Annotated in this window: 19 protein-coding genes; 9 read left to right on the plus strand and 10 right to left on the minus strand. The window is 42.4% G+C overall.

What is annotated here, in order from left to right; translation table 11 throughout:
* Nucleotides 1–18: 18 nt before the first annotated feature.
* Nucleotides 19–1,077, plus strand: a complete 1,059-nt coding sequence (locus tag DYI25_RS01100) for a tartrate dehydrogenase (RefSeq protein ID WP_213365962.1) — start codon at nt 19–21, stop codon at nt 1,075–1,077.
* 137 nt (nt 1,078–1,214) lie between these two features.
* Here the strand turns inward: DYI25_RS01100 and DYI25_RS01105 are convergent, their stop codons facing one another.
* Together DYI25_RS01105 and DYI25_RS01110 are read right to left on the minus strand one after the other, a co-directional pair.
* A complete protein-coding gene (locus DYI25_RS01105; protein WP_213365965.1) occupies nt 1,215–2,576 on the minus strand; it encodes an MATE family efflux transporter in 1,362 nt (453 codons plus the stop codon).
* Between the two features lie 383 nt (nt 2,577–2,959).
* Nucleotides 2,960–4,720, minus strand: a complete 1,761-nt coding sequence (locus DYI25_RS01110; protein WP_213365968.1) for an alpha-glycosidase — start codon at nt 4,718–4,720, stop codon at nt 2,960–2,962.
* 388 nt (nt 4,721–5,108) lie between these two features.
* On the opposite strand from DYI25_RS01110, the gene DYI25_RS01115 reads away from it, so the two are divergent.
* The 5 genes from DYI25_RS01115 (at nt 5,109) to DYI25_RS01135 (ending at nt 11,752) form a co-directional block, all read left to right on the plus strand.
* Nucleotides 5,109–6,386, plus strand: a complete 1,278-nt coding sequence (locus tag DYI25_RS01115; RefSeq protein WP_213365972.1) for a sugar ABC transporter substrate-binding protein — start codon at nt 5,109–5,111, stop codon at nt 6,384–6,386.
* A 463-nt stretch (nt 6,387–6,849) separates the two neighbouring features.
* Complete coding sequence (locus DYI25_RS01120) at nt 6,850–8,133, plus strand: carbohydrate ABC transporter permease (RefSeq protein WP_213365976.1); 1,284 nt, start codon at nt 6,850–6,852, stop codon at nt 8,131–8,133.
* A 1-nt stretch (nt 8,134) separates the two neighbouring features.
* The gene (locus DYI25_RS01125; protein WP_213365979.1) at nt 8,135–8,977 is read left to right on the plus strand and encodes a sugar ABC transporter permease; all 843 of its coding nucleotides are present in this window, start codon (nt 8,135–8,137) and stop codon (nt 8,975–8,977) included.
* Nucleotides 8,978–9,048: 71 nt separating this feature from the next.
* Nucleotides 9,049–10,581 carry an alpha-amylase family glycosyl hydrolase gene (locus DYI25_RS01130; RefSeq protein WP_213365982.1) on the plus strand — a complete coding sequence of 511 codons (1,533 nt, stop codon included), beginning with the start codon at nt 9,049–9,051 and terminating at the stop codon, nt 10,579–10,581.
* A gap of 127 nt (nt 10,582–10,708) precedes the next feature.
* Nucleotides 10,709–11,752: a LacI family DNA-binding transcriptional regulator gene (locus DYI25_RS01135; protein WP_213365986.1), complete on the plus strand. Its 1,044-nt coding sequence runs from the start codon at nt 10,709–10,711 to the stop codon at nt 11,750–11,752.
* Nucleotides 11,753–11,787: 35 nt separating this feature from the next.
* Here DYI25_RS01135 and DYI25_RS01140 read toward each other — a convergent pair whose 3' ends face one another.
* From DYI25_RS01140 to DYI25_RS01150, 3 genes are all read right to left on the minus strand, one after another.
* On the minus strand, nt 11,788–12,654 hold the full coding sequence (locus tag DYI25_RS01140) for an SDR family oxidoreductase (protein WP_213365988.1): 867 nt from the start codon (nt 12,652–12,654) through the stop codon (nt 11,788–11,790).
* Nucleotides 12,655–12,925: 271 nt separating this feature from the next.
* Nucleotides 12,926–14,578: a CoA-disulfide reductase gene (locus tag DYI25_RS01145; protein ID WP_213365992.1), complete on the minus strand. Its 1,653-nt coding sequence runs from the start codon at nt 14,576–14,578 to the stop codon at nt 12,926–12,928.
* A gap of 292 nt (nt 14,579–14,870) precedes the next feature.
* Nucleotides 14,871–15,362 carry a YajQ family cyclic di-GMP-binding protein gene (locus tag DYI25_RS01150; protein WP_213365995.1) on the minus strand — a complete coding sequence of 164 codons (492 nt, stop codon included), beginning with the start codon at nt 15,360–15,362 and terminating at the stop codon, nt 14,871–14,873.
* A 168-nt stretch (nt 15,363–15,530) separates the two neighbouring features.
* On the opposite strand from DYI25_RS01150, the gene DYI25_RS01155 reads away from it, so the two are divergent.
* Nucleotides 15,531–16,394, plus strand: coding sequence for a CvfB family protein (locus DYI25_RS01155; protein WP_213365999.1), 864 nt, complete (start codon nt 15,531–15,533; stop codon nt 16,392–16,394).
* Nucleotides 16,395–16,573: 179 nt separating this feature from the next.
* On the opposite strand, the gene DYI25_RS01160 is transcribed toward DYI25_RS01155, so the two are convergent.
* Nucleotides 16,574–16,705, minus strand: coding sequence for a DUF3941 domain-containing protein (locus tag DYI25_RS01160; RefSeq protein WP_071976845.1), 132 nt, complete (start codon nt 16,703–16,705; stop codon nt 16,574–16,576).
* Between the two features lie 63 nt (nt 16,706–16,768).
* Nucleotides 16,769–17,629: a DegV family protein gene (locus DYI25_RS01165; RefSeq protein WP_213366001.1), complete on the minus strand. Its 861-nt coding sequence runs from the start codon at nt 17,627–17,629 to the stop codon at nt 16,769–16,771.
* Between the two features lie 129 nt (nt 17,630–17,758).
* Between DYI25_RS01165 and DYI25_RS01170 the strand changes: the two genes are divergently transcribed.
* Nucleotides 17,759–18,601, plus strand: coding sequence for a YitT family protein (locus DYI25_RS01170; RefSeq protein ID WP_213366003.1), 843 nt, complete (start codon nt 17,759–17,761; stop codon nt 18,599–18,601).
* Between the two features lie 23 nt (nt 18,602–18,624).
* Nucleotides 18,625–19,413 carry a BsuPI-related putative proteinase inhibitor gene (locus tag DYI25_RS01175; RefSeq protein WP_213366005.1) on the plus strand — a complete coding sequence of 263 codons (789 nt, stop codon included), beginning with the start codon at nt 18,625–18,627 and terminating at the stop codon, nt 19,411–19,413.
* 41 nt (nt 19,414–19,454) lie between these two features.
* On the opposite strand, the gene DYI25_RS01180 is transcribed toward DYI25_RS01175, so the two are convergent.
* The 3 genes from DYI25_RS01180 to DYI25_RS01190 form a co-directional block, all read right to left on the minus strand.
* Complete coding sequence (locus DYI25_RS01180; protein ID WP_213366008.1) at nt 19,455–19,646, minus strand: DUF3813 domain-containing protein; 192 nt, start codon at nt 19,644–19,646, stop codon at nt 19,455–19,457.
* Nucleotides 19,647–19,799 carry a hypothetical protein gene (locus tag DYI25_RS01185; protein ID WP_213366012.1) on the minus strand — a complete coding sequence of 51 codons (153 nt, stop codon included), beginning with the start codon at nt 19,797–19,799 and terminating at the stop codon, nt 19,647–19,649. It lies immediately after the preceding gene.
* A gap of 260 nt (nt 19,800–20,059) precedes the next feature.
* Nucleotides 20,060–20,878, minus strand: coding sequence for a Cof-type HAD-IIB family hydrolase (locus DYI25_RS01190; RefSeq protein ID WP_213366015.1), 819 nt, complete (start codon nt 20,876–20,878; stop codon nt 20,060–20,062).
* Between the last annotated feature and the right edge of the window lie 281 nt (nt 20,879–21,159).

Here is a 21,159-nt window from a genome sequence, read left to right on the forward strand (position 1 = left end):
TAGCAGGGAGAGATATAAGTGGACCAACTAGATATATCCGTAATACCAGGTGATGGAATCGGCAAGGAAATAGTTCCTGCGACACTGCAAGTCTTAGACACTCTCGCCGACCTTCATGGCGGGGTGAAGTTCCGTTATCAAACACATCCGTGGAGCTGTGAGTATTATCTTGAACATGGCCGGATGATGTCCGAAGACGGAATTGAACAACTTAAGCAAACAAATGCTATTTTTCTTGGGGCGGTCGGTAATCCCCAGATTGTTCCAGACCATATTTCTTTATGGGGCCTGCTGATCAAAATCCGCCGCGAATGCGAGCAGGTGATCAATATCCGGCCTGCAAAATTTATAGAGGGAATCAAATCCCCTCTTGCAGAACCGAATCATTTTGACTTTATTGTAGTCCGTGAAAATAGTGAAGGAGAGTACAGTGAATCAGGAGGGAGAATCCATAGCGGTAAAGATGAAATCGCGGTCCAAAATGCGATCTTTACCCGTAAAGCAACGGAAAGGACAATACGCTATGCCTTTAAGCTGGCGCAGACCAGAAAGGGCAGAGTTACGAGTGCGACCAAATCAAATGGAATTGTCCACAGCATGCCATTCTGGGATGGGGTATTCAACGAACTCAGCGCTGAGTTCCCGGGGATTGAAACAGAAAGCAATCATATTGATGCTTTATGTGCCTTTTTAGTTTCGAAGGCCCACCATTTTGATGTCATTGTTGCCAGCAACCTGTTTGGCGATATCCTGACCGATCTTGGAGCGGCGATCATGGGAAGCATTGGCATCGCACCGGCGGCGAATATTAATCTGACTGGACAATATCCTTCCATGTTTGAGCCTGTGCATGGGTCAGCGCCGGATATTGTAGGCCGCGGAATAGCCAACCCGATCGGGCAACTCTGGACAGGAAAAATGATGCTCGATCACCTCGGGTTGAATGAACTTGGCACTTTATTGCTCCGTGCAATTGAAGATTCGATTGCGGAAGGAGTAAAAACACGAGATATCGGCGGTTCTTCAAATACTCAGGAAGTCATCACCCATATTAATTCAAAGATTCTATCCTATTAAAAGGGTACCCTGGTTCGTCAAGCAAATTGGAAAATTTAAAACTCCCGGCTGGAATTCAACATTCCGGCCGGGAGTTTTAAATGCAACCATGTAAGTGAAATAATAGTACCCTTATGCGGCAGTTCGCCTCCCATAACTTATTCCACTTGGACAGGTTGTGCTTCAGCTACAAAAGACTTCTTGACCCATACTCTCGACCTCCAGCGCCAAAGCATGAACAGTCCGCGCAGCCATTCGTCGGCGATGAAGGCGATCCATATTCCGACCAGCCCCATACCGAGATAGATACCCAGGAAATAAGACAAAGTCACACTGACTCCCCACATTGACAGGATTCCCATATAAACAGGGAACTTCACATCCCCGGCCGCCCTGAGTGAACTGATCAGTACCAGGTTAAAGGATCTGCCTGGTTCAAGTATAATCGTGAGCAAAATCAATGTGCTGCCGAGTTCGATGATGCTTATATTATCAGTGAAAATTCCTAGCAAGTCTTTTGAAAAGAAAGAGACAAGGGCAGCAGTAACGATAGAAATGATAATAGCCAGCTTCAAGCTTTTTAGTGCCCGCTTATATGCATTCTCAATTTCCTTTGCGCCTACCATGTGGCCAATCAAAATCTGTGTCCCCTGGCTGATGGCGATACTGAAAAGGAAGATGAACATCATGATGTTTTGTGTATAAACCTTAGCCGTCAATGCCTGGGTTCCAAGGGTAGCGATAAAATACGTGATTACCATCTGGGACCCATTGTAGCTCAAATGCTCACCCGCAGAAGGAATCCCAATATTAAGCAGGTTTTTCAAATGTTTTTTTGGAAAACTGAAAAGCATCGAGATTGGCAATGATCCAGGAACCCGCTTCGTCATCACATAAATGGCAGCCAACAATCCGAGGATCCGGCTGACAGTGGTGGAAATCGCCACACCTTCTACACCAAGGACCGGGAAGCCGAATGGGCCGAAGATGAACAAATAGTTGCCGATGACATTCAGCACATTCATCCCGATCGTGACATACATGATATCCCGGGTAAAGCCATAGCTGCGGATAATACTGCTCACCGTCATGATCAACGATTGAATAAACGAAAATCCGCCGACAATTTTTAGATAGGAATTGGCTTCTTCAAACAGCTCAGGCGGCAGGTCCATTAATTTGAGCAATTGCTCACTAAAAAGGAACACGGCTGCGCTAAGCAGCAATCCAAATACAAGGTTTGCACCGATTGAGACCGCGGAAACTTCCCGGGCATCGTCATCCATTTTCGCGCCTAGGTTCTGAGCAACCAGGATTGCAGTACCTGTCGCAATGAAACCGAACATAACGATGACCATGGAAAGGATCTGGTTTGAGACCCCAACTGCAGCCACGGAATTATCCGAATACTGGGAAAGCATCAGTGTATCCGCATTCCCCATCAGCATATAAAGCAGAATCTCAATAAAAAGAGGCCATGTAATGGCAAAAAGTGATAGTTTAGCAGAATTATTCTTCATGTTCTACATCTCCAAGTTGTAATTCCTTAATTATACAGACTATGGGAGGAATTTGAGTGAAAAAGATTCGTTTCCCGAAAAAATAATTGGAAAAGAGATTGTATGGCAAAACTTGTTCCAAAAAAAGTTGAGTTTTAGTAATTTTTTTCGCAAACTGGATGAAATCAAACGGATTATTACCAGTATCACTCCATTATAAAACAACGCAATTGCTTATTCCGCGATATCACCCAATGATTTAGCGAAAAACATCCATAATTCCGCGAAATGACTAATAACTCATTAATAGTGTAAAAGTTCATCGACAGTGCAATGAGCAACCCGCTTTCCCGAACAGTAAAAAGAGCAAACCCCTTTCCCAAATAGGAAAGGGGTGTACAAAGTTAAAATTGGAACAATGCGAATCCATTTGCAGCAATCTTGGCTGTTAAATCATCGCTTTCGGCAGCATATTCTTCGCCAGTATAGATATTGGTGATTTTCCTGCCTTTTAAGTTAAATGGCAGAGGATAGCTTGCTTCTTCTTTGCTCATGTTCACGACAACCAAAATGGTTGTTTCACCGTTGGACTTCGTATAAGCAAAGCAGCTTTCATGGTAGTCGGATGGAATGAAGTGAAGTTCACCTTCATTTGCCAGAAGCGGATAATCTTTGCGAAGCTGGATCATCTTTTGGACGTGTCCGAACATATCCTTGTTTTGATCTTCTTCATTCCACTTCATGCATTCACGACATCCCGGATCTTGTGGGCCGCTCATGCCGATTTCATCACCATAATAGATACACGGTGTACCAATGTAAGAAAGCAATACAGTGAAAATTTGTTTTACTTTATCCTCGTCATTGCCGCACTCGGTCAAAATTCTTGGTGTATCATGGCTGCCAATCAAATTGAAGGCAACTTCGTTGACATTTTTCGGATACATATGATTGACTGTCGTCATGTTCTCAATAAATTCTTTTACAGAGATTTTTCCGCGAGCAAACAAGTTTAGGATGTTTGACGTAAAAGGATAGTTCATGACAGCATCGAACTGGTCGCCGCGCAGCCATGGCATTGAATCATGCCAGATTTCACCGAGAATATAGAGGTCAGGCTTAATTGCTTTCACTTCAGAACGGAATTTCCTCCAGAAAGAGTGATCAACTTCATTGGCGACATCGAGCCTCCAGCCATCAATATCGAACTCCCGCACCCAATAGCGCCCGACTTCCAGCAAATATTCAATGACTTCAGGATTTTCCGTATTAAGCTTCGGCATCGATTTTTCAAAAGCAAAGGTATCATAATTCGGCCTTGGCTCCATTACCAGCGGGAATTCATTAGTGTGGAACCAGTCTTTATAGGGAGATTCTTCACCTTTTTCAAGTACATCCTGAAACTGATGGAAGTAGAATCCACTATGGTTGAAGACAGCATCCAGCATGACCTTGATGCCATGCTCGTGGCATACCTGAACTAGTTTCTTCAATGTGTCTTTATCCCCGAATTGCGGATCGATTTCCATATAGTCAATCGTATCGTATTTATGATTGGAATAGGCTTTGAATATAGGTGTAAAATAAATACCGGTGATGCCAAGCTTAGCTAGATAATCGATATTTTTGATTACTCCTTCGAGATCACCGCCAAAAAAGTTGTCCCTTTCAGGTGGTGCGCTGTCCCATGGCAAAGCACCTTCTGGATCATTCGATGGATCTCCATTGCCAAAGCGCTCCGGGAAAATCTGATACCAAACTGTATCTTTTACCCATGATGGAGCACGGAATACATCGATATTATTAAGGTAAGGGAAGGCAAAAAAGTAGCCTGTGTCGTCCAAAGGGGGTTCATCGTAAATGCCCTTTTCAGTAAAACAAGCTGTTTCGTTGCCATCATGTAAAATAAATCCGTAACGCATCCTGCGGAAAGGAGGCTTAATAGAGACAAACCAATAATCGAATAATTGGTCTGATCCGCTTTTAATCATCGGAACGGTATTGGTGTTCCAGTTTCCATCTTGCCAGTCATATGGATCGCCATTTAATAGAGATACTTCTTGCATATCATCTTTTTTTGTGCGAATGCGAATATGTAATTCTTCATTTGTGCAAGCGTATGCATAATTGTCTTTAGGACGGTGGTAAATCGCTTCTTTTAACAAGTGGGAACCATTCCTTTCATTTTAAACTGCTGATGATTCTAACTTTCCTAATGAGCACAGAGTTACGTTTATAATAGTTGTTTTCGCTCTATTTGGTAAAATTTCAGCGGAAAAAGCTACAATATAATACCAAGATTAAAACAAGGGTAGACCAGCCATTTTGAAATGTCAATTATTAAAAAGTGGTTTCACAAAAAATTAACGAATTTTTCACTCTGGTAAAAAAAAATAAAAAAACCAGTTGTCAAAAAGATTTAAGTCTTTATAATAAAAGGTAGGTTGTGCAATCGTTTTCATAGTGTTGCAAACAATATTACAAACGTTTGCACAAACAAAGAACGTTCCGCACAATTAAAAGTTATATCACATTTTTAGGAGGGGTATACACATGAAAAAGGCATTGTCGATTTTCATGATGCTGATCTTGATGATTGGCGCTCTTGCAGCTTGTGGACCTAAAGAAGAAGAAAACACAGGTTCAGAAGGAAACGGAGAAAAAACAGAAGATGCTTCAAAACCAGAAAAGCTAGTAGTTTGGGAAGATAAAGATAAGTCTGGCTGGCTTGAAAAAGTAGCTGCAGATTTTGAAAAAGAACACGGTGTTAAAATCGAGTTCAAAGAAGTAGAAATGGCTACAAAAATGAAAGAACAATTACGTCTTGACGGTCCTGCGGGAACTGGCCCAGACATCATCACTCTTCCACACGATCAAATTGGTGAGCTTGCAGTTCAAGGACACATTGCTGAACTTAATGTAAGCGACGATGTTAAGAGCACTTTCTCTGAGTCTTCAATCAATGCACAAAGTTTTGATGGTAAATTATACGGACTTCCTAAGTCTGCTGAAACTCCAGTATTCATCTACAACAAAGCTCTTATGACTGAAGTTCCTGCTACAATGGAAGATCTTTACGAATTCGCAAAAGCTAACACTAAAGACGGCAAATACGGTTTCCTTGCACTTTGGGATAACTTCTACTTCGCTCACGCACCAATCGGTGGTAACGGCGGTTATGTATTCGGGGAAAAAGACGGAGCTCTTAACCCACAAGACCTTGGCTTGAACAACGAAGGTGCTGTTAAAGGTACTGAGTACATCCAGAAGTGGTATGCTGAAAAGCTATTCCCTAACGGAATCATCGGCGAAAACGGCGGTTCTGCTATGGACGGACTATTCAACGAAGGTAATGTTGCTTCTGTTATGAATGGACCATGGGCATTCGGCGGCATGAAAGATGCAGGCATCGATTTTGGTGTTGCTCCATTCCCTAAATTTGCGGATGGCACTCCAATGAAGACATTCATGGGTGTTAAAGGATGGCACGTTTCTTCTTACTCTAAGAACCAGGAATGGGCTGTTAAATTCCTTGAGTACATCACAAACGACGAAAACGCGAAATACCGTTTCGAACAAACTTCTGAAGTTCCAACAAATGTAGCGCTTGTTGACGATCCAGCTATTGCTGAGAACGAAGGCGCTAAAGCTGTTGCTCTTCAAACTCAAGACGCAGTTCCAATGCCAAACATCCCAGAAATGGGCGAAGTTTGGGCACCAATGGCCAGCGCATTGCAAACAGTTGTAACTGGCAAAGCTCAGCCACAGGAAGCTCTTGATTCTGCTGTAAAGCAAATCGAACAAAACATCCAGCAAAACCACGCAAAATAATAGTAACAAGGTATAACAGTACCTCCCTTGGGGGTACTGTTATATTTTAAAGTATAGTTTTCTTGCTTCTGACCCTTCGTATAAGGTATGTGAAAAGTCACAAAGTTTACGAAAACTGCTGTAAAAAAGTCTTTCATTGAGCAAACGGTTGCGCTAAAATGAACTTATACCTAATCAGGTGCTTCATGAGAGTGAAAACAGATAAATTCGATACAATAATTAGTGTTGCATCGAGCAAGTATTCCAGTATTGAAAACAATGTATTCGTTCTCATAAAGCATCTGATGCTTTTACCTAGGTCTCTTCGAAAGGATCGAGCTTTCAGCCATTACTTCATCCATTCTTTATCTTAGTCTCTTTGCAAAGATGCTGATAGATCAGGAATGGCCCAAAGTAATTATGAGAAGCAGGTTTAAACGATTAGGAGCCTTACAAAACATAGACAGAGAAAGGGGAATATAGGATGAAAGAGAAGTCCTATCAAACCAACCACCGAAGAATAGCAACAGCCCTTTCGATTATTCCAGGGCTAGGGCAGCTATACAACAAACAATATTTGAAAGGAATCGCTTTTCTCATTTTGACGGGTGCATTCTTTGGAGTATTCTCAGACCTGCTCAACATGGGATTATGGGGACTTTTCACATTAGGGGAAAAAATACCTCGTGACCATTCCATCTTCCTGATGGTTGAAGGCATCCTGGCACTCATCGTCCTGCTCTTTGGAATAGGTTTTTATTTATTCAATTTAAATGATGCCTATAAGACCGGCCTAAAAAGAGACATGGGTGAGAGGCTAAGCAGTGTTAAGGAGCAATATAACAACTTGATCGATAATGGGTTCCCATATTTGATCATGTCACCTGGATTCCTGCTATTGATTTTTGTTGTTGTATTCCCAATTCTTTTCGTAGTCTTACTAGCATTTACAAACTATGATCTATACCATTCTCCACCTGCGAAATTAGTTGACTGGGTTGGACTTAAAAATTTCTTTGATTTGTTCCAACTAGAGTCTTGGCGTCAGACATTCTTCTCCGTACTTTCATGGACAATCATTTGGACTTTCGTTGCGACAACTTTCCAAGTTGCATTGGGTATGTTCCTGGCGATTCTCGTAAACCAAAAGGATGTAAAAGGAAAGGCAATCATCCGTACAGTATTCATTCTTCCTTGGGCAGTGCCAGCATTCGTTTCCATCCTTGTATTTGCTGGTATGTTCAACGAATCATTTGGTGCCATCAACCGTGATATCCTTGGATTCTTTGGAATCGATCCAATTCCATGGATGACAGAAGCGATGTATACGAAAATCGCATTGATCATGATTCAAACATGGCTTGGGTTCCCGTTCATTTTCGCAATGGTTACAGGTGTCCTTCAATCCATTCCTGAAGAATTATATGAAGCAGCGACAGTGGACGGAGCGACGAACTTCCAGAAATTCAAGAACATTACATTGCCGCTCGTGCTATTCGCTACAGCGCCAATCCTGATTACGCAATACACATTTAACTTCAATAACTTTAATATAATTTATCTCTTTAATGGCGGCGGACCTGCAGTTCCAGGCGCCAATGCAGGAGGAACAGATATCCTGATTTCGTGGATTTACAGCCTCACGATGACATCTGCACAATATTCAAAAGCAGCAGCCATTACAATGCTTCTTTCATTGATTGTTATTGGAGTAGCTTTATGGCAGTTCAAGAGAACGAAATCATTCCAAGAAGAGGATATGATGTAATATGAGTATCAAACGACAGAAATATCTCAGACTGACATTAACGTATCTTGTGATTTTGGCTATGTTTGCGATCATTATCTACCCGCTCCTTTGGATTGTCGGCTCATCCTTCAATCCGGGGCAGAGCTTATCCGGTTCAAACATCATTCCGAAAAATGCTACGCTTGCTCACTATAAAGAGCTTTTCGATACTAACCAAAGCGCGTACTTGTACTGGTACTGGAATTCACTGAAAGTAAGCGTGCTGACAATGGTATTCACAGTCATCCTTGTAAGCCTGACTGCGTATTCCTTCTCGCGTTACCGCTTCATCGGACGTAAAAACAGCTTGATGACATTCCTGATCCTGCAGATGATTCCAAACTTTGCAGCATTGATCGCGATTTTCATTCTTGCTTTATTGACTGGCTTACTTGACACTCATTTAGGCTTGATCCTTGTATATGTTGGGGGCGCAATCCCGATGAATACTTGGTTGATGAAAGGATATCTTGATACAATTCCGAAAGAACTTGATGAATCAGCTAAAATGGACGGTGCCGGCCACTTGAGGATTTTCTTCCAAATCGTCATGCCGCTTGCGACACCAATTATCGCGGTTGTAGCATTGTTCGCGTTCATCGCTCCTTTCGGGGATTTCATCCTTGCCAGGATTCTTTTAAGAACAGAAGAAAAGTACACACTTGCTGTTGGTCTATATGATATGGTAGCCAAACAGTTCGGTGCGGAATTTACGACATTCGCAGCAGGTGCTGTATTAATTGCGGTACCAATTGCGATCCTGTTTCTGTCATTCCAAAAATACTTTGTTTCTGGTTTGACGGCTGGTGGAACAAAAGGATAATCTATTAGGGCAGACAATTTTTAAGCAAAGGCCATATATGGTCTTTGCTTAAATTATGAGGAGGACCGGAGATGAAAAAAATTCTCATCTTCATCTTGATTCCGTTTCTTCTTTTTAACGCCCTCCCTGTAGGCGCGGTTGAAAATGAAGGACGCAAATGGCAGGATGAAACAATTTACTTTTTAATGGTTGACCGTTTTAACAACGGTGACAATAGCAATGATTTCGAGGTTGATGCAAATGACCCGAAAGCCTATCATGGAGGCGACTTCCAGGGTGTCATCGACCAGCTGGATTATATTAAGGATATGGGGTTTACCGCAATATGGCTGACGCCCGTATTCGATAATGTAGATAAAGGGTACCATGGTTATTGGATCAAGGACTTCTATAATACGGAAGAGCATTTTGGAAGCGTTGACAAATTTAAAGAGCTGGTAAAGGAGGCACATGATCGTGACATCAAGATCATACTTGACTTTGTTGTCAACCATGTCGCTCCAGAACACGAATGGGTAAATGATCCAGCCAAGAAGGACTGGTTCCATGAAAAACAGGATATTTTTGACTGGAATGACCAGAAACAGCTGGAGAATAACTGGCTTTTTGGACTGCCAGATTTAGCTCAGGAAAACCCCGAGACAAGGGAATATTTATTGGATGCCGCTAAATGGTGGATTGAAGAAACGAATATCGATGGCTACAGGCTGGATACTGTCCGCCACGTACCGGTGGAGTTCTGGGAAGATTTTTCAAAAGAACTGAAAAGTGTCAAAGATGATTTTTACCTGATTGGTGAGGTTTGGTCTGAGGATCCAAATTATATCGCTGAATATGATAAGGCGGGAATCGATGGCTTTGTCGATTTTCCATTGAATGAGCAGCTGCGTACAGCATTCGAAAAACCTGATCAGACTTTGGACTGGCTGTTAACAACAGCTAAAAGAAATAAAGCGATATACGAAAACCCGGAATTGATGGGTAATTTTATCGATAACCATGATATGGTCAGGTTCACAAGGAAGGCGGTCCAGAATAGGCACCATCCAGGAACGAGATGGAAAATGGCGCTGACTTATATGTACACTGCCCCAGGAATCCCGATTGTATATTATGGAAGCGAGATTGCCCTTGATGGCGGAGAAGATCCAGATAACCGCAGGCAAATGAGCTTCAGGGCTGATAAAGAATTAATCGATTATATCACGAAGATTGGTGAGCTGCGCAATGACCTTCCTTCTTTAAGAAGAGGGGATTTGGAAGTCCTTTATGAAAAGAAAGGCATGGCTGTTTTCAAAAGGACGTATAAGAACGAAACTTCTGTCATTGCCATCAATAACACGTCAAATACTCAGAATGTCACCTTGACAGCGGATCAGCTGGAAGATGATAAAGAGCTGAGAGGCTTGCTTGCAGACGATCTTGTCAGAAGCAAGGATGGAGAGTATAACCTGGCATTAGAACGGGAAAAAGCAGAAATTTATGTGCTGGCTGACAAAACCGGCTTGAATATTCCTTATTTATTGGCAATGGGTGCCGTATATGCTGCTTTCTTCGGCTTCATTTTCCTCCTTTTCAAAAGAAGGAAGCGAAGCAAGGAATAAGGAGAGTTAGACCAAAACTTGCCACCATTGTTGTGTTTATGGTGACATGAAAAAATAAGTAAAAAAACTGGACAATTCATTTATAATAGAGATAAGGATTTTTTCTGGCAAAAGGGAGGGGAACTTTATGGCTGTCACAATAAAAGATGTTGCGAAGGTAGCAAATGTCGCGCCTTCAACTGTCTCGCGTGTAATCGCCAATAGTCCGAGAATCAGCGAAAAAACGAAAGAAAGAGTCAGGGAGGTTATGGACCAGCTTGGGTATCACCCAAACTTCATCGCCAGAAGCCTAGCTAGCCAATCTACTCGGGCAATCGGTCTGGTAATGCCGAGCTCTACCGATGTCGTATTCCAAAACCCGTTCTTTCCAACTGTCTTGACAGGATTGAGCGAAGGAGCGCATTCAAAGCAGTACGCCCTTCATATGACTACCGGGAAAACAGAGGATGAAATTTTCGATGGTGTTGTCGCGATGGTTCAGGGCGGCAGAGTGGATGGTGTTGTTCTTTTATATTCGAAGGTGGAAGACAGGGTCATTGCTTATTTGAAGGAAAGAAATTTTCCGTTTGTTGTAATCGGCAAGCCATTTAAAGATGATGAAAATACCAGTTATGTGGATAATGATAATTTTAAAGCTGGCAAAGAAGTGACCGAGCATTTAATCCAGCTTGGTCATGACCTGATTGGTTTCATCGGTGGTAATTTGGATTTAGTCGTGACGGTTGAACGCCTGCTGGGTTATGAAAAAGCTTTGAGAAACTCCGGGATTCATCTGGAAGACAAGTATATTGTCAATGATGAATTCCTTCGTGAAAGCGGCCAGGATGCTGTTGAGGTTTTGCTTTCGTTAGACCAGCCGCCTACCGCAATAGTAGTTACCGATGACTTGATGGCACTTGGTGTGTTGAATAAGCTGGATGAAATGGGTATTGCGGTACCTCAAGATGTTTCCATTGTCAGTTTTAACAATGTGCTGATTGCTGAAATGGCAAGACCACCATTAACTTCTGTAGATATTAACATTTTCGATCTGGGATACCAGGCTGCGAAAAGTTTGATTCAAAAGATAGAAAATCCTAATGAGCCAATCAAACGGATTATCGTTCCATTCAAGATTGTTACACGATATTCTTGCGGTCATCCTAAGGATTATAAAGAAGTACTGATATAAAACAAAAAAGCAAAGCTAGCGCTTTGCTTTTTTGTTTAGCCATTTACAATAGTGCCCCCATTTACATGAATTGTCTGCCCGCTTACATAAGTAGAGTCATCACTTGCTAGATACACGTATGCGGGTGCCAGTTCGTATGGCTGGCCAGCTCGTCCCATTGGCGAATTCGTGCCGAACTTCGCGACTTCTTCAGCAGAGAAGGTTGACGGGATGAGAGGCGTCCAGATTGGACCAGGTGCAACGCTGTTTACACGTATGCCCTGTGAAGCAAGGGACATAGCAAGAGAGCGCGTAAACGTAACAATAGCACCTTTAGTCGAAGAGTAGTCGAGCAGCTTCTCATTACCTTTATATGCGGTTATAGAGGAGGTATTAATGATTGTGCTGCCATTCTTCAAGTGCGGTAGAACTGCCTTTGTCAGGTGGAAGATTGAGAATACATTCGTGCGGAACGTCTTCTCCAACTGGTCCGCAGAGATATCGAGAAGGCTCTTTTGCGGATGCTGTTCTGCTGCGTTATTGACGAGGATATCAATTTTCCCGAACTCATCAAGAGTTTTCTTCGTCGCTTCCTCACAGAAAAGCTCACTTCCGACATCACCAGCAAGCAGCAGGCATTTCCGGCCTTCAGCTTCAATCAGTTCTTTTGTGGTTTGGGCGTCATTGCTTTCCTCCAGATAGACAATCGCTACATCTGCACCTTCTTTTGCAAAATAAATCGCAACAGATTTGCCAATTCCGCTATCGCCACCCGTAATCAGGGCAACTTTACCAGCTAGTTTTCCAGATCCATTATAATTTTCATCGACAGATTTAGGTTCAGGGTTCATTTCCGGCTCAGTGCCAGGCTGATGATCTTGATGCTGAGGCGGAAAGCCCTGTTTTTTATTTTCATTAGACATAGAACAATTCACTCCTTTAATATGAATCACCATTTATTAAATTCCTTTAAAATCCAGATTAAAAACATGGAAATTACTTCATTTTAGGAGAAATGCAAGTAGAATATCTGATCCGGCTTGGATTAGCTTGTTAAAAGCCGAAAATGGATAGAGTAGGGGACCTGCATTGCCCGAAATAGTGAAATGATACGAAAAAGGGTAAAAAGCAGAAGATTTGCATACGCAACAAACAAAAAAAGCAGCCCCCTTAAAAGGGAGCCGCTCCATTTTACTATTGAAGTTTATTTTTAAAGATTGAATAAGTTTTATATCCGCCAGTCAGGTTCTTGACCTTAAATCCATTTTGCTGAAGGATACGGGAAGCTAGGTAACCCCTCAGGCCAACCTGGCAAGTGATCAGGATTGTTTCATCCTTTGGAAGCTCATCAAGACGATTGCGCAAGTCATCAAGCGGAATATTCTTTGAGCCTTCAATTTTGCCTTGCGCATATTCTTTTTCAGTTCGTACGTCGACCATCAACGCGCCGTCCTTGATTAAATCGTCAGCTTCATAATGCTGGACAGTTTCAATTGTGCCGTCAACAATATTGGATGCTACATAACCAGCCATGTTCACTGGGTCTTTTGCAGAAGAGAATGGTGGTGCGTATGCAAGCTCAAGCTCTTGAAGGTCGTAGACGCTCAATCCGCCCTTGATAGCAGTTGCGATGACATCAATCCGCTTGTCAACACCATCTTTACCCACTGCCTGTGCACCGAAGATCTTGCCAGTATCTCTGTCAAAAATCACTTTAAGTGAGATTTGCTCTGCGCCAGGATAGTAACCAGCGTGAGATAGTGGGTGGATATGAACTGCTTCATATGGGATTCCCAGTCTGCGCAGTAGTTTTTCACTGTTACCAGTAGTAGCTGCCGTCAATTCGAATACTTTAACGATTGAAGTGCCAAGTGTACCAGGATAGGCAATATTTCGGCCATTGATATGATGTCCGACAATATGCGCCTGGCGGTTTGCCGGCCATGCCAGCGGAATCATTGTTGGCTGACCATTGATATAGTCAGTAACCTCGATCGCATCTCCCATTGCATAGATTGATTCATCAGATGTTTGCAGGTATTCATTAACTTTGATGCCGCCGCGTTCGCCAACTTCAAGTCCAGCATTCACTGCAAGTTGGTTCTCAGGACGCACTCCGATTGACAGGATGATTAATTCTGACTCAAGGACCTTGCCGCTTTCAAGGACAACTTTTGTGCCATTTTCTTGAACGTCAGTGATTCCGTCTTCCAAGATTAGCTCAACGCCATTCTTTCTTAGTTCATCCTCAACGATTGCAGCCATTTCTGGGTCAACTGGACCCATAACCTGTGGCAGTTTCTCAACGAGAGTAACATTGACACCAGCATGGACAAGGTTTTCAGCCATTTCCAGACCAATGAAGCCTCCGCCAATTACAACTGCATTATTCGGTTTATTGTCTTCAAGGTATGCCTTGATTTTATCCATATCCGGAATATTTCTAAGCGTAAATACATTTGCGCTCTTCAAGCCTTCAATAGGAGGAACGATTGGTTTCGCTCCAGGTGATAAAACTAGTACGTCAAAGCTTTCCTTGTATTCTTCACCAGTTTGAACATGTTTGATAGATACAGTTTTCTCTTCACGATTGATTGCAGTGACTTCAGAAAAATTACGGATATCAAGGTTGTAGCGTGCATTCATGCCTTCAACAGTTTGAAGAAGCAACTTTTTGCGGTCTTCAATGACCCCACTGATATGATAAGGCAGTCCGCAGTTTGCGAAAGAAATGAATTCTCCTCTTTCAAAAAGAACAATCTCAGCCTGTTCATCTAGTCTTCTAAGTTTAGTTGCTGTAGTTGCTCCACCTGCTACACCGCCAACGATTACGATTTTTTTACCCATTGTATTGTCATCCTTTCGGTTAAAAAATTTATGTGTTTTATACCCCTACTGGTATATTAACGTGAAAATAGGGGGAATCCAATAGTACTTTGTGAAGGATTTGTGAATGTTTTATCAAGTTAAGTATTCCTTACAGACAAAAGTCACATCTGAATTAATACATTAATTTTAACGTGTTAATAGGACAATACCGTAGGCGGTTTGTGAACCATTCATGACTTTTTATAAAGCAAAAGCGGACCATGCTCCCATAGTCCGCTTTTGATCCAACATTATTAGTTTTAGCACTTTTTTAACGATAATTCACAAATTGCACATCTACTGTAAGATCTGCTTCTTTGACAGCTGCAATGATTTTTTGAAGATCATCACGGTTTTTACCTGTAACGCGGACCTGGTCATCCTGAACCTGGCTCTTGACCTTCAAGCCACTGTTCTTAATGGTTGTGTTGATCTTTTTGGCATTTTCCTTGTCAATCCCCTGGACCAGCTTAGCTCTCTGACGCACCGTACCACCTGAAGCGCGCTCGACTTTACCGTAGTCCAGATTCTTTATAGGAATGCCGCGTTTAATCATCTTGCTGAATAGAACATCCTTCAACTGGTCAAGCTTAAACTCATCATCAGAAATTAGGACAAGTTCTTCTTTATCAAGTGAAATATCACTTTTGCTACCTTTAAAATCGTAGCGATTCTGGATTTCTTTCATTGCGATGCTGATAGCATTGGTGACTTCAGACATTTCAACTTTGGATACAATATCAAATGAGCTCTCTTTAGACATGTTTACCTCCGGAATAAGGGAATTTTGCGGCACCCGAGACAAAGTACGATCTAAGGCGCTTTCGCTTTTGCTTACATTATAGTAAAATATAGCAGTTCAAACAACTTTACGTAATTTAGAGCCTTAGCGCTTTGGGTAAAATGTTAATAACAAGGCAGGAGGGATTTTATGTCCTTGAACGAATATACAGGTCAGACTTTGGAGCTGACCGTAGCAAGAATTGTTGATTTCGGCTACTTTTTAACGGACGGAGAAGAGGATGTGCTGCTCCATTCCAATGATACAGACCGGACATTTGAAGAAGGGGACAAGGTAGAGGTATTTCTTTTTGTGGAATCAAGAGGGAGGCTCGCAGCAACAACGACCATACCGAAAGTGCAGGTAGGCCACTATGAGTGGGTATCTGTCGTTGATGTTAAGGAAGGGATCGGCATATTCCTGGATATCGGCATCAGTAAAGATGTTTTGCTCGGTGAGGAAGACTTGCCGGTTGTAAAATCAGTTTGGCCGAAAGAAGGGGACTTGCTTTATATCACGCTTCGAGTAAATCGCAACAATATGATTTATGCGCGAATGGCAACCGACCCTGTCATTCAGGAAATCTCCGTCAAGGCCACGAGAAGTGACTTTAACAAGAATGTCCATGGCTATATATACCGGACGGCAAGGGTTGGAAGCTGGATGATTACTGCTGAAGGCTTTAAAGGTTTCATCCATGAATCACAGCGTCAGACAGAACCGCGCATCGGCCAGAAAGTCGAGGGCAGGATCATCGATGTGAAGCCGGATGGCTCCGTCAATATCTCACTGCTGCCTCGCAAACAGGAAGCGCTTGATGAAGATGCTGAAAAAATTATGGAATACCTGGAGCTCCGGAATGGTGCTATGCCTTATCATGACAAGAGTATGGCCGAGGACATCCAGGAACGCTTTGGCATGAGCAAAGGCTCCTTCAAACGGGCATTGGGAAGGCTGATGAAAGAAGGCAAGATTTATCAGGAAGGTAATTGGACTTATAAAAAAGAAAAATAGAGCCAGCTGGCTCTATTTTTTTATAGTATCAGAAAGATAAATTTTTCACTTCAAGAATTGGCCAGCTCCAACGCCTATCCCCCTCGAGTCGCTTCAGTCCTGCCAATGATGTCAAAAAACGACTTCACTGTCAGTCCCTCGAGCGCTTGTTGGGGCTGACCAAGGCGCTTTCGCTTTTCTTATAGATGATCTGTTTTCTTGGAATATTGGTTCTTGCCTGCTTTGCGGTTCTTTTCGCGCATCATATTTTTTTCATGGCGAAGGGCATTATTGTCCTTTGCTTTTTTATCATTATCAGAAGTATGTGGCATAATAAAAACTCCTTTCAGGTTAGGTACATTTTATTTTTCCTAAAACCTGAAAGGAGTATGTAATTATGAGTACTGTTTATTCAAAAAGAAAATCGCAATCGTACCTGGACCGGTATGGGACCCGACAGCAGCTCCGATCGAAGTAATGACAACATCCTTTGGCTGAAGCTCCTCAATGATCATTTTTTTCATTTCAGTCGCTGTTTCAAGATCATCTGCCTGGCTGATGCCGACGACCTGGTTTTCGAATGATGCTCCACGTTCTTTCATTACTTCAACAATTCTCCGAAGAAGCTTTTTCTTTCCACGAATTTTTTCGATAGGAACCAGCTTGCCGTCCTCAACATTCAAGAGAGGCTTAATGTTTAAAAGACCGCCTACGAAAGCAGATGCTTTTGAGACACGCCCGCCTTTTGCGAGATGGTCGAGGTCATCGACTGAAAATAAATGCTCCATATGCTGGCTGAAAAATTGAACTGCTTCGACGATTTCTTCTTTTGAAGCATTCTCTTTTGCCATGCGGACTGCTTCCATAACCACAAGACCTTGACCCAGCGAAGCGCATTTTGTATCAATGATGGACAAGTTAAAGTCAGGGTATTCCTCCTTGACCTGCTCAGCAATCATGACCGCTGTCTGATAAGTTCCTGATAGTTCGGAAGAGAAGGCTATGTATATCCCATCTTGCTTATTTTTGGCCAATTCTGTAAAGACTTCTGTAAAACCAGCTGGAGAAGCCTGTGAGGTTTTTGGAAGGTTGCCAGCACGGATTTGGTCGTACACTTGTTTTGGCTGGATTGTTCGTAGATCCTCATATTCATTGCCATTAATATGGACCTTTAACGGGAATAAAATTGCATCATTTTCTTCATAAAAATTCAATGGCAAATCACATGCACTGTCAGCCATAATTTTTACTGACATAACTTTCACCTGCTTTCAACCTTTATATGTTAATAGTTTATAGGGAATATGGGAAAAAGACAATTAAATATAGTGATTTTCGGCAAAATAGGGGTACAGGAAGAATAGAAAAGAATAAGGGGGATTTACATGGTCTGGTTGGAAACAAAAAAAATCATCATCGTGGTGATCGGTGCATTCTTGAATGCTATGTCACTGAATTTCTTTTTAATCCCGGCAAATGTGTATGCCAGCGGGTTTACCGGGATCGCCCAGCTCGTATCGAGCATACTTGGCGAATTTGCTCCATTTAATATTTCTACCGGGATTCTTCTCTTGTTATTAAATATTCCGGTGACCATCCTCGGTTGGATGAAGGTAGGGAAATCATTTACACTTTATAGTTTTATCTCCGTTTTGCTTTCATCATTCTTTCTTGAAATCATTCCGGTAAAAGAAGTATCGAGTGATATTCTGCTGAATGCCGTTTTTGGGGGAGTCATTGCAGCGTTAGGCGTTGGACTGACCTTAAAATGGGGGGCTTCCACGGGAGGAATGGATATTATTGCAATGGTCCTGTCACGAATGAATGATCGTCCGGTTGGTACATATTTCTTTACCTTGAATGGCATCATTATAATGACAGCTGGCTTTGTATTTGGCTGGGAAAACGCTCTTTATACTCTTGTCGCTCTGTATGTGTCCACCCGGTTAATTGATGCCATCCATACACGCCATGAGAAACTGACGGCGATGATTGTCACGAAGAAATCGGATGAACTAAAGAAGGCGATACATGACAAACTTGTACGTGGCATCACGCTGCTGCCTGCCAAAGGAGCCTTTTCAGGAGAACAGAAGGAAATGCTCATCATTGTTGTCACAAGGTATGAATTGTATGACCTGGAACACATTATCAAAGAAGTCGATCCACATGCGTTCACCAATATTGTTGAGACAGCAGGGATCTTCGGGTTTTTCCGAAGGGAGTAATCACTGAAACGGAGGTTTAGTTAATGAGGAAGGTCAGTTTGTTGATCATTTTGCTTTTGATGTCCGTGGCACCTGCACTGGCGATAGGGGAAGAAAAACAGTCACCAGCAACTCTGGAATACAGTTTTTACATAGACCCTTTAGCTGGTCCTGAAAAAGCTGAATTTGAGATCGTCCTGCAAAACCAGGGGAATACAGAGCTTTCTTTTGAATTTCCGACATCACAAAAATACGAAATTACCGTTCTGGATGCCAATAAGAAAAAGGTATATCAGTATTCAGAAGGAAAGTCTTTTGCCCAGGCTTTTGAAACCCTGACCTTGAAACCGCAGGAGAAGATGAAATGGGTGGAAGGTTGGGATTACTCGACGGCAGGAAAAAGAGTCCAAGAAGGGGAATACATGGTCACTGCACAGTTAAAAACATCTAGTGTCAACGGAAAACCAGTCGGGGACAAAAAGCTGCTGACGGATACGAAGACAATGTACATCCCAGGGGAAAATCCAGTTTTTAAAGGCGTTGTATCTGAGGGCAGCAAGGGCAATTATAAAATTATGGGTGAAGCTAGGCCGATCAATGGTACGTTCTACTATACTGCTGAAGATGGACATAACCAGCTAATTCCTGAAACAAAAGTTGTTCCTGGTGTAAAATACCCGCAATGGAAGCCTTTTTCGCTGGAAATTTCAATACCAGAAAACAAGCTTCCGCAAAATGGATCAGTCATTCTTAATCTATATGAGCGCAGCAAGGATGGCGATATCATCCATTCCTATCCAGTGTTGCTCGAAAGATTTAATAATAGCAATTAACAAAAGCAAAAGCTGGCGGGTTTTCCGCCAGCTTTCACTTTTTACTTGCTTTCAATTGAATTCAGCTCGTCCTGAAATGACCGAAGCTGCTCCTTTTCAGCCATCGTCGTATTGGCATACGCTGATGACAGAGCATTTTGAGCAGTGTTGATGGCTGCAGATTGTTCCGCAGGCTCCGCAGTCTTAGCTAACTGAACAGCCTTCCTAGCTTCCTGAAAAAGCCTGTTTCCCATCTAAATCCCCCCTAAAGAGGACTCTTTGACATTCGCCATCTTTTGAGCCTCAGCCTCGGCATAAGTGGTGTGGTAAGGGATTCGTTCATCATGCTTGGAGACAGTATCTACCCCTTGCTGTACAAAACGCTTGGATTTATTGCTTTTACCCATCGTTTTACCCCTCCATCTACGAGCGAATTTGAAACAGGCTATAACGCTGCTTCGTTTATAGTATGCTCTTTTGACATAAAAACAATCGGTTTTGGTGTAAGTTCAATTTGGAAGGTACAATTAATGATTTTCATTTATCGGAAAGCAGTGGGAATCAAAGGCAAAGTGTTCGATAAACCGCTTTTAACGGACAAACAGAACGGGAATCAACAGGAAAATGTCCGATAGAGCTTATCTATCGGACATCTTCTTGTGTGCATTTATAGTGCTTTCAAATTAAGCAAGTCGTTCAAGTAAACGCCAATGCCGTCTTCTTCATTTGTCAATGTCATGTCGTTTGCGATGTTTTTCACTTCGTCAACGGCATTGCCCATCGCGATTCCGCGGCCTGCGTATTCAAGCATTTCCAAATCGTTATCCTCATCGCCGAATGCAATGATACGATCAGCGGGGATTTGGAAATAATCAGAGGCTTTCTTTAAGCCAACTGCTTTGTTCAAGCCGCTTTTTACGATTTCTACGACGTGGAACGGAGCAGCCCAGCTTCTGTGGTCGATCACTTCGGCATGGACCTCTGACAGATGGTTACGAATTTTACGGACATGCTCTTCATCAGAGTGGATCAACATACTAGTTGGGGATGTCTTCAAATATCTCCTCAAATCGCCTGTCGTGATATTTGGATTTCCCATATTAAAGATGTCCATCAGTTTTTCATCATGATAATGGACATATACATCGTCGATTACTTCGGCAATGATGTTGTAGAACTTGAAATCATCAAGTGCTTCGACAATATCCTTGGCTACATCGATTGAAAGTGGAGAATGGTGCACTCCCCAACTATTATCAAGCGGGTGGTGGGTAAACGCGCCATTGAAGTTAACGATCGGCGTATCAAGTTTAAGCTCATGGTAGTACATCTCGCTGGATCGGAATGGTCTTCCTGTCGCAATCATGACAACATGGCCTGCTTCTCGTGCCTTTTTAATCACATGTTTGTTCTTTTCTGAGATCGTTTTATCATCTGTAAGTAATGTTCCATCAAGATCTAAAGCAATTAAATGTTTTTCAGCCATAAATACTCCTTCTTAACACTTTTTTTCTTTATCTAAATATTAAATTTTGGCACTAAGACTAGTGTCTAGCTACAGCGCCTAGCCCCCTCGAGTCACTTCGGTCCGCCCAATGAAGTCAAAGAACGACTTCACCGGTCGGCCCTCCAGTGCTTGTCGGGGCTGACCAAGGCGCTTCCGCTTTTCATAATGATATGCGTATGATTGGCTCTTTTTTCGTAAGAGTTCTACAATACATATATTGGATGATGGTTAATTGGTCTTATAACCACTATGGTAACCAT

The organism is Mesobacillus boroniphilus, assembly GCF_018424685.1.
GTDB classification, from domain to species: Bacteria; Bacillota; Bacilli; order Bacillales; family Cytobacillaceae; genus Mesobacillus; species Mesobacillus boroniphilus_A.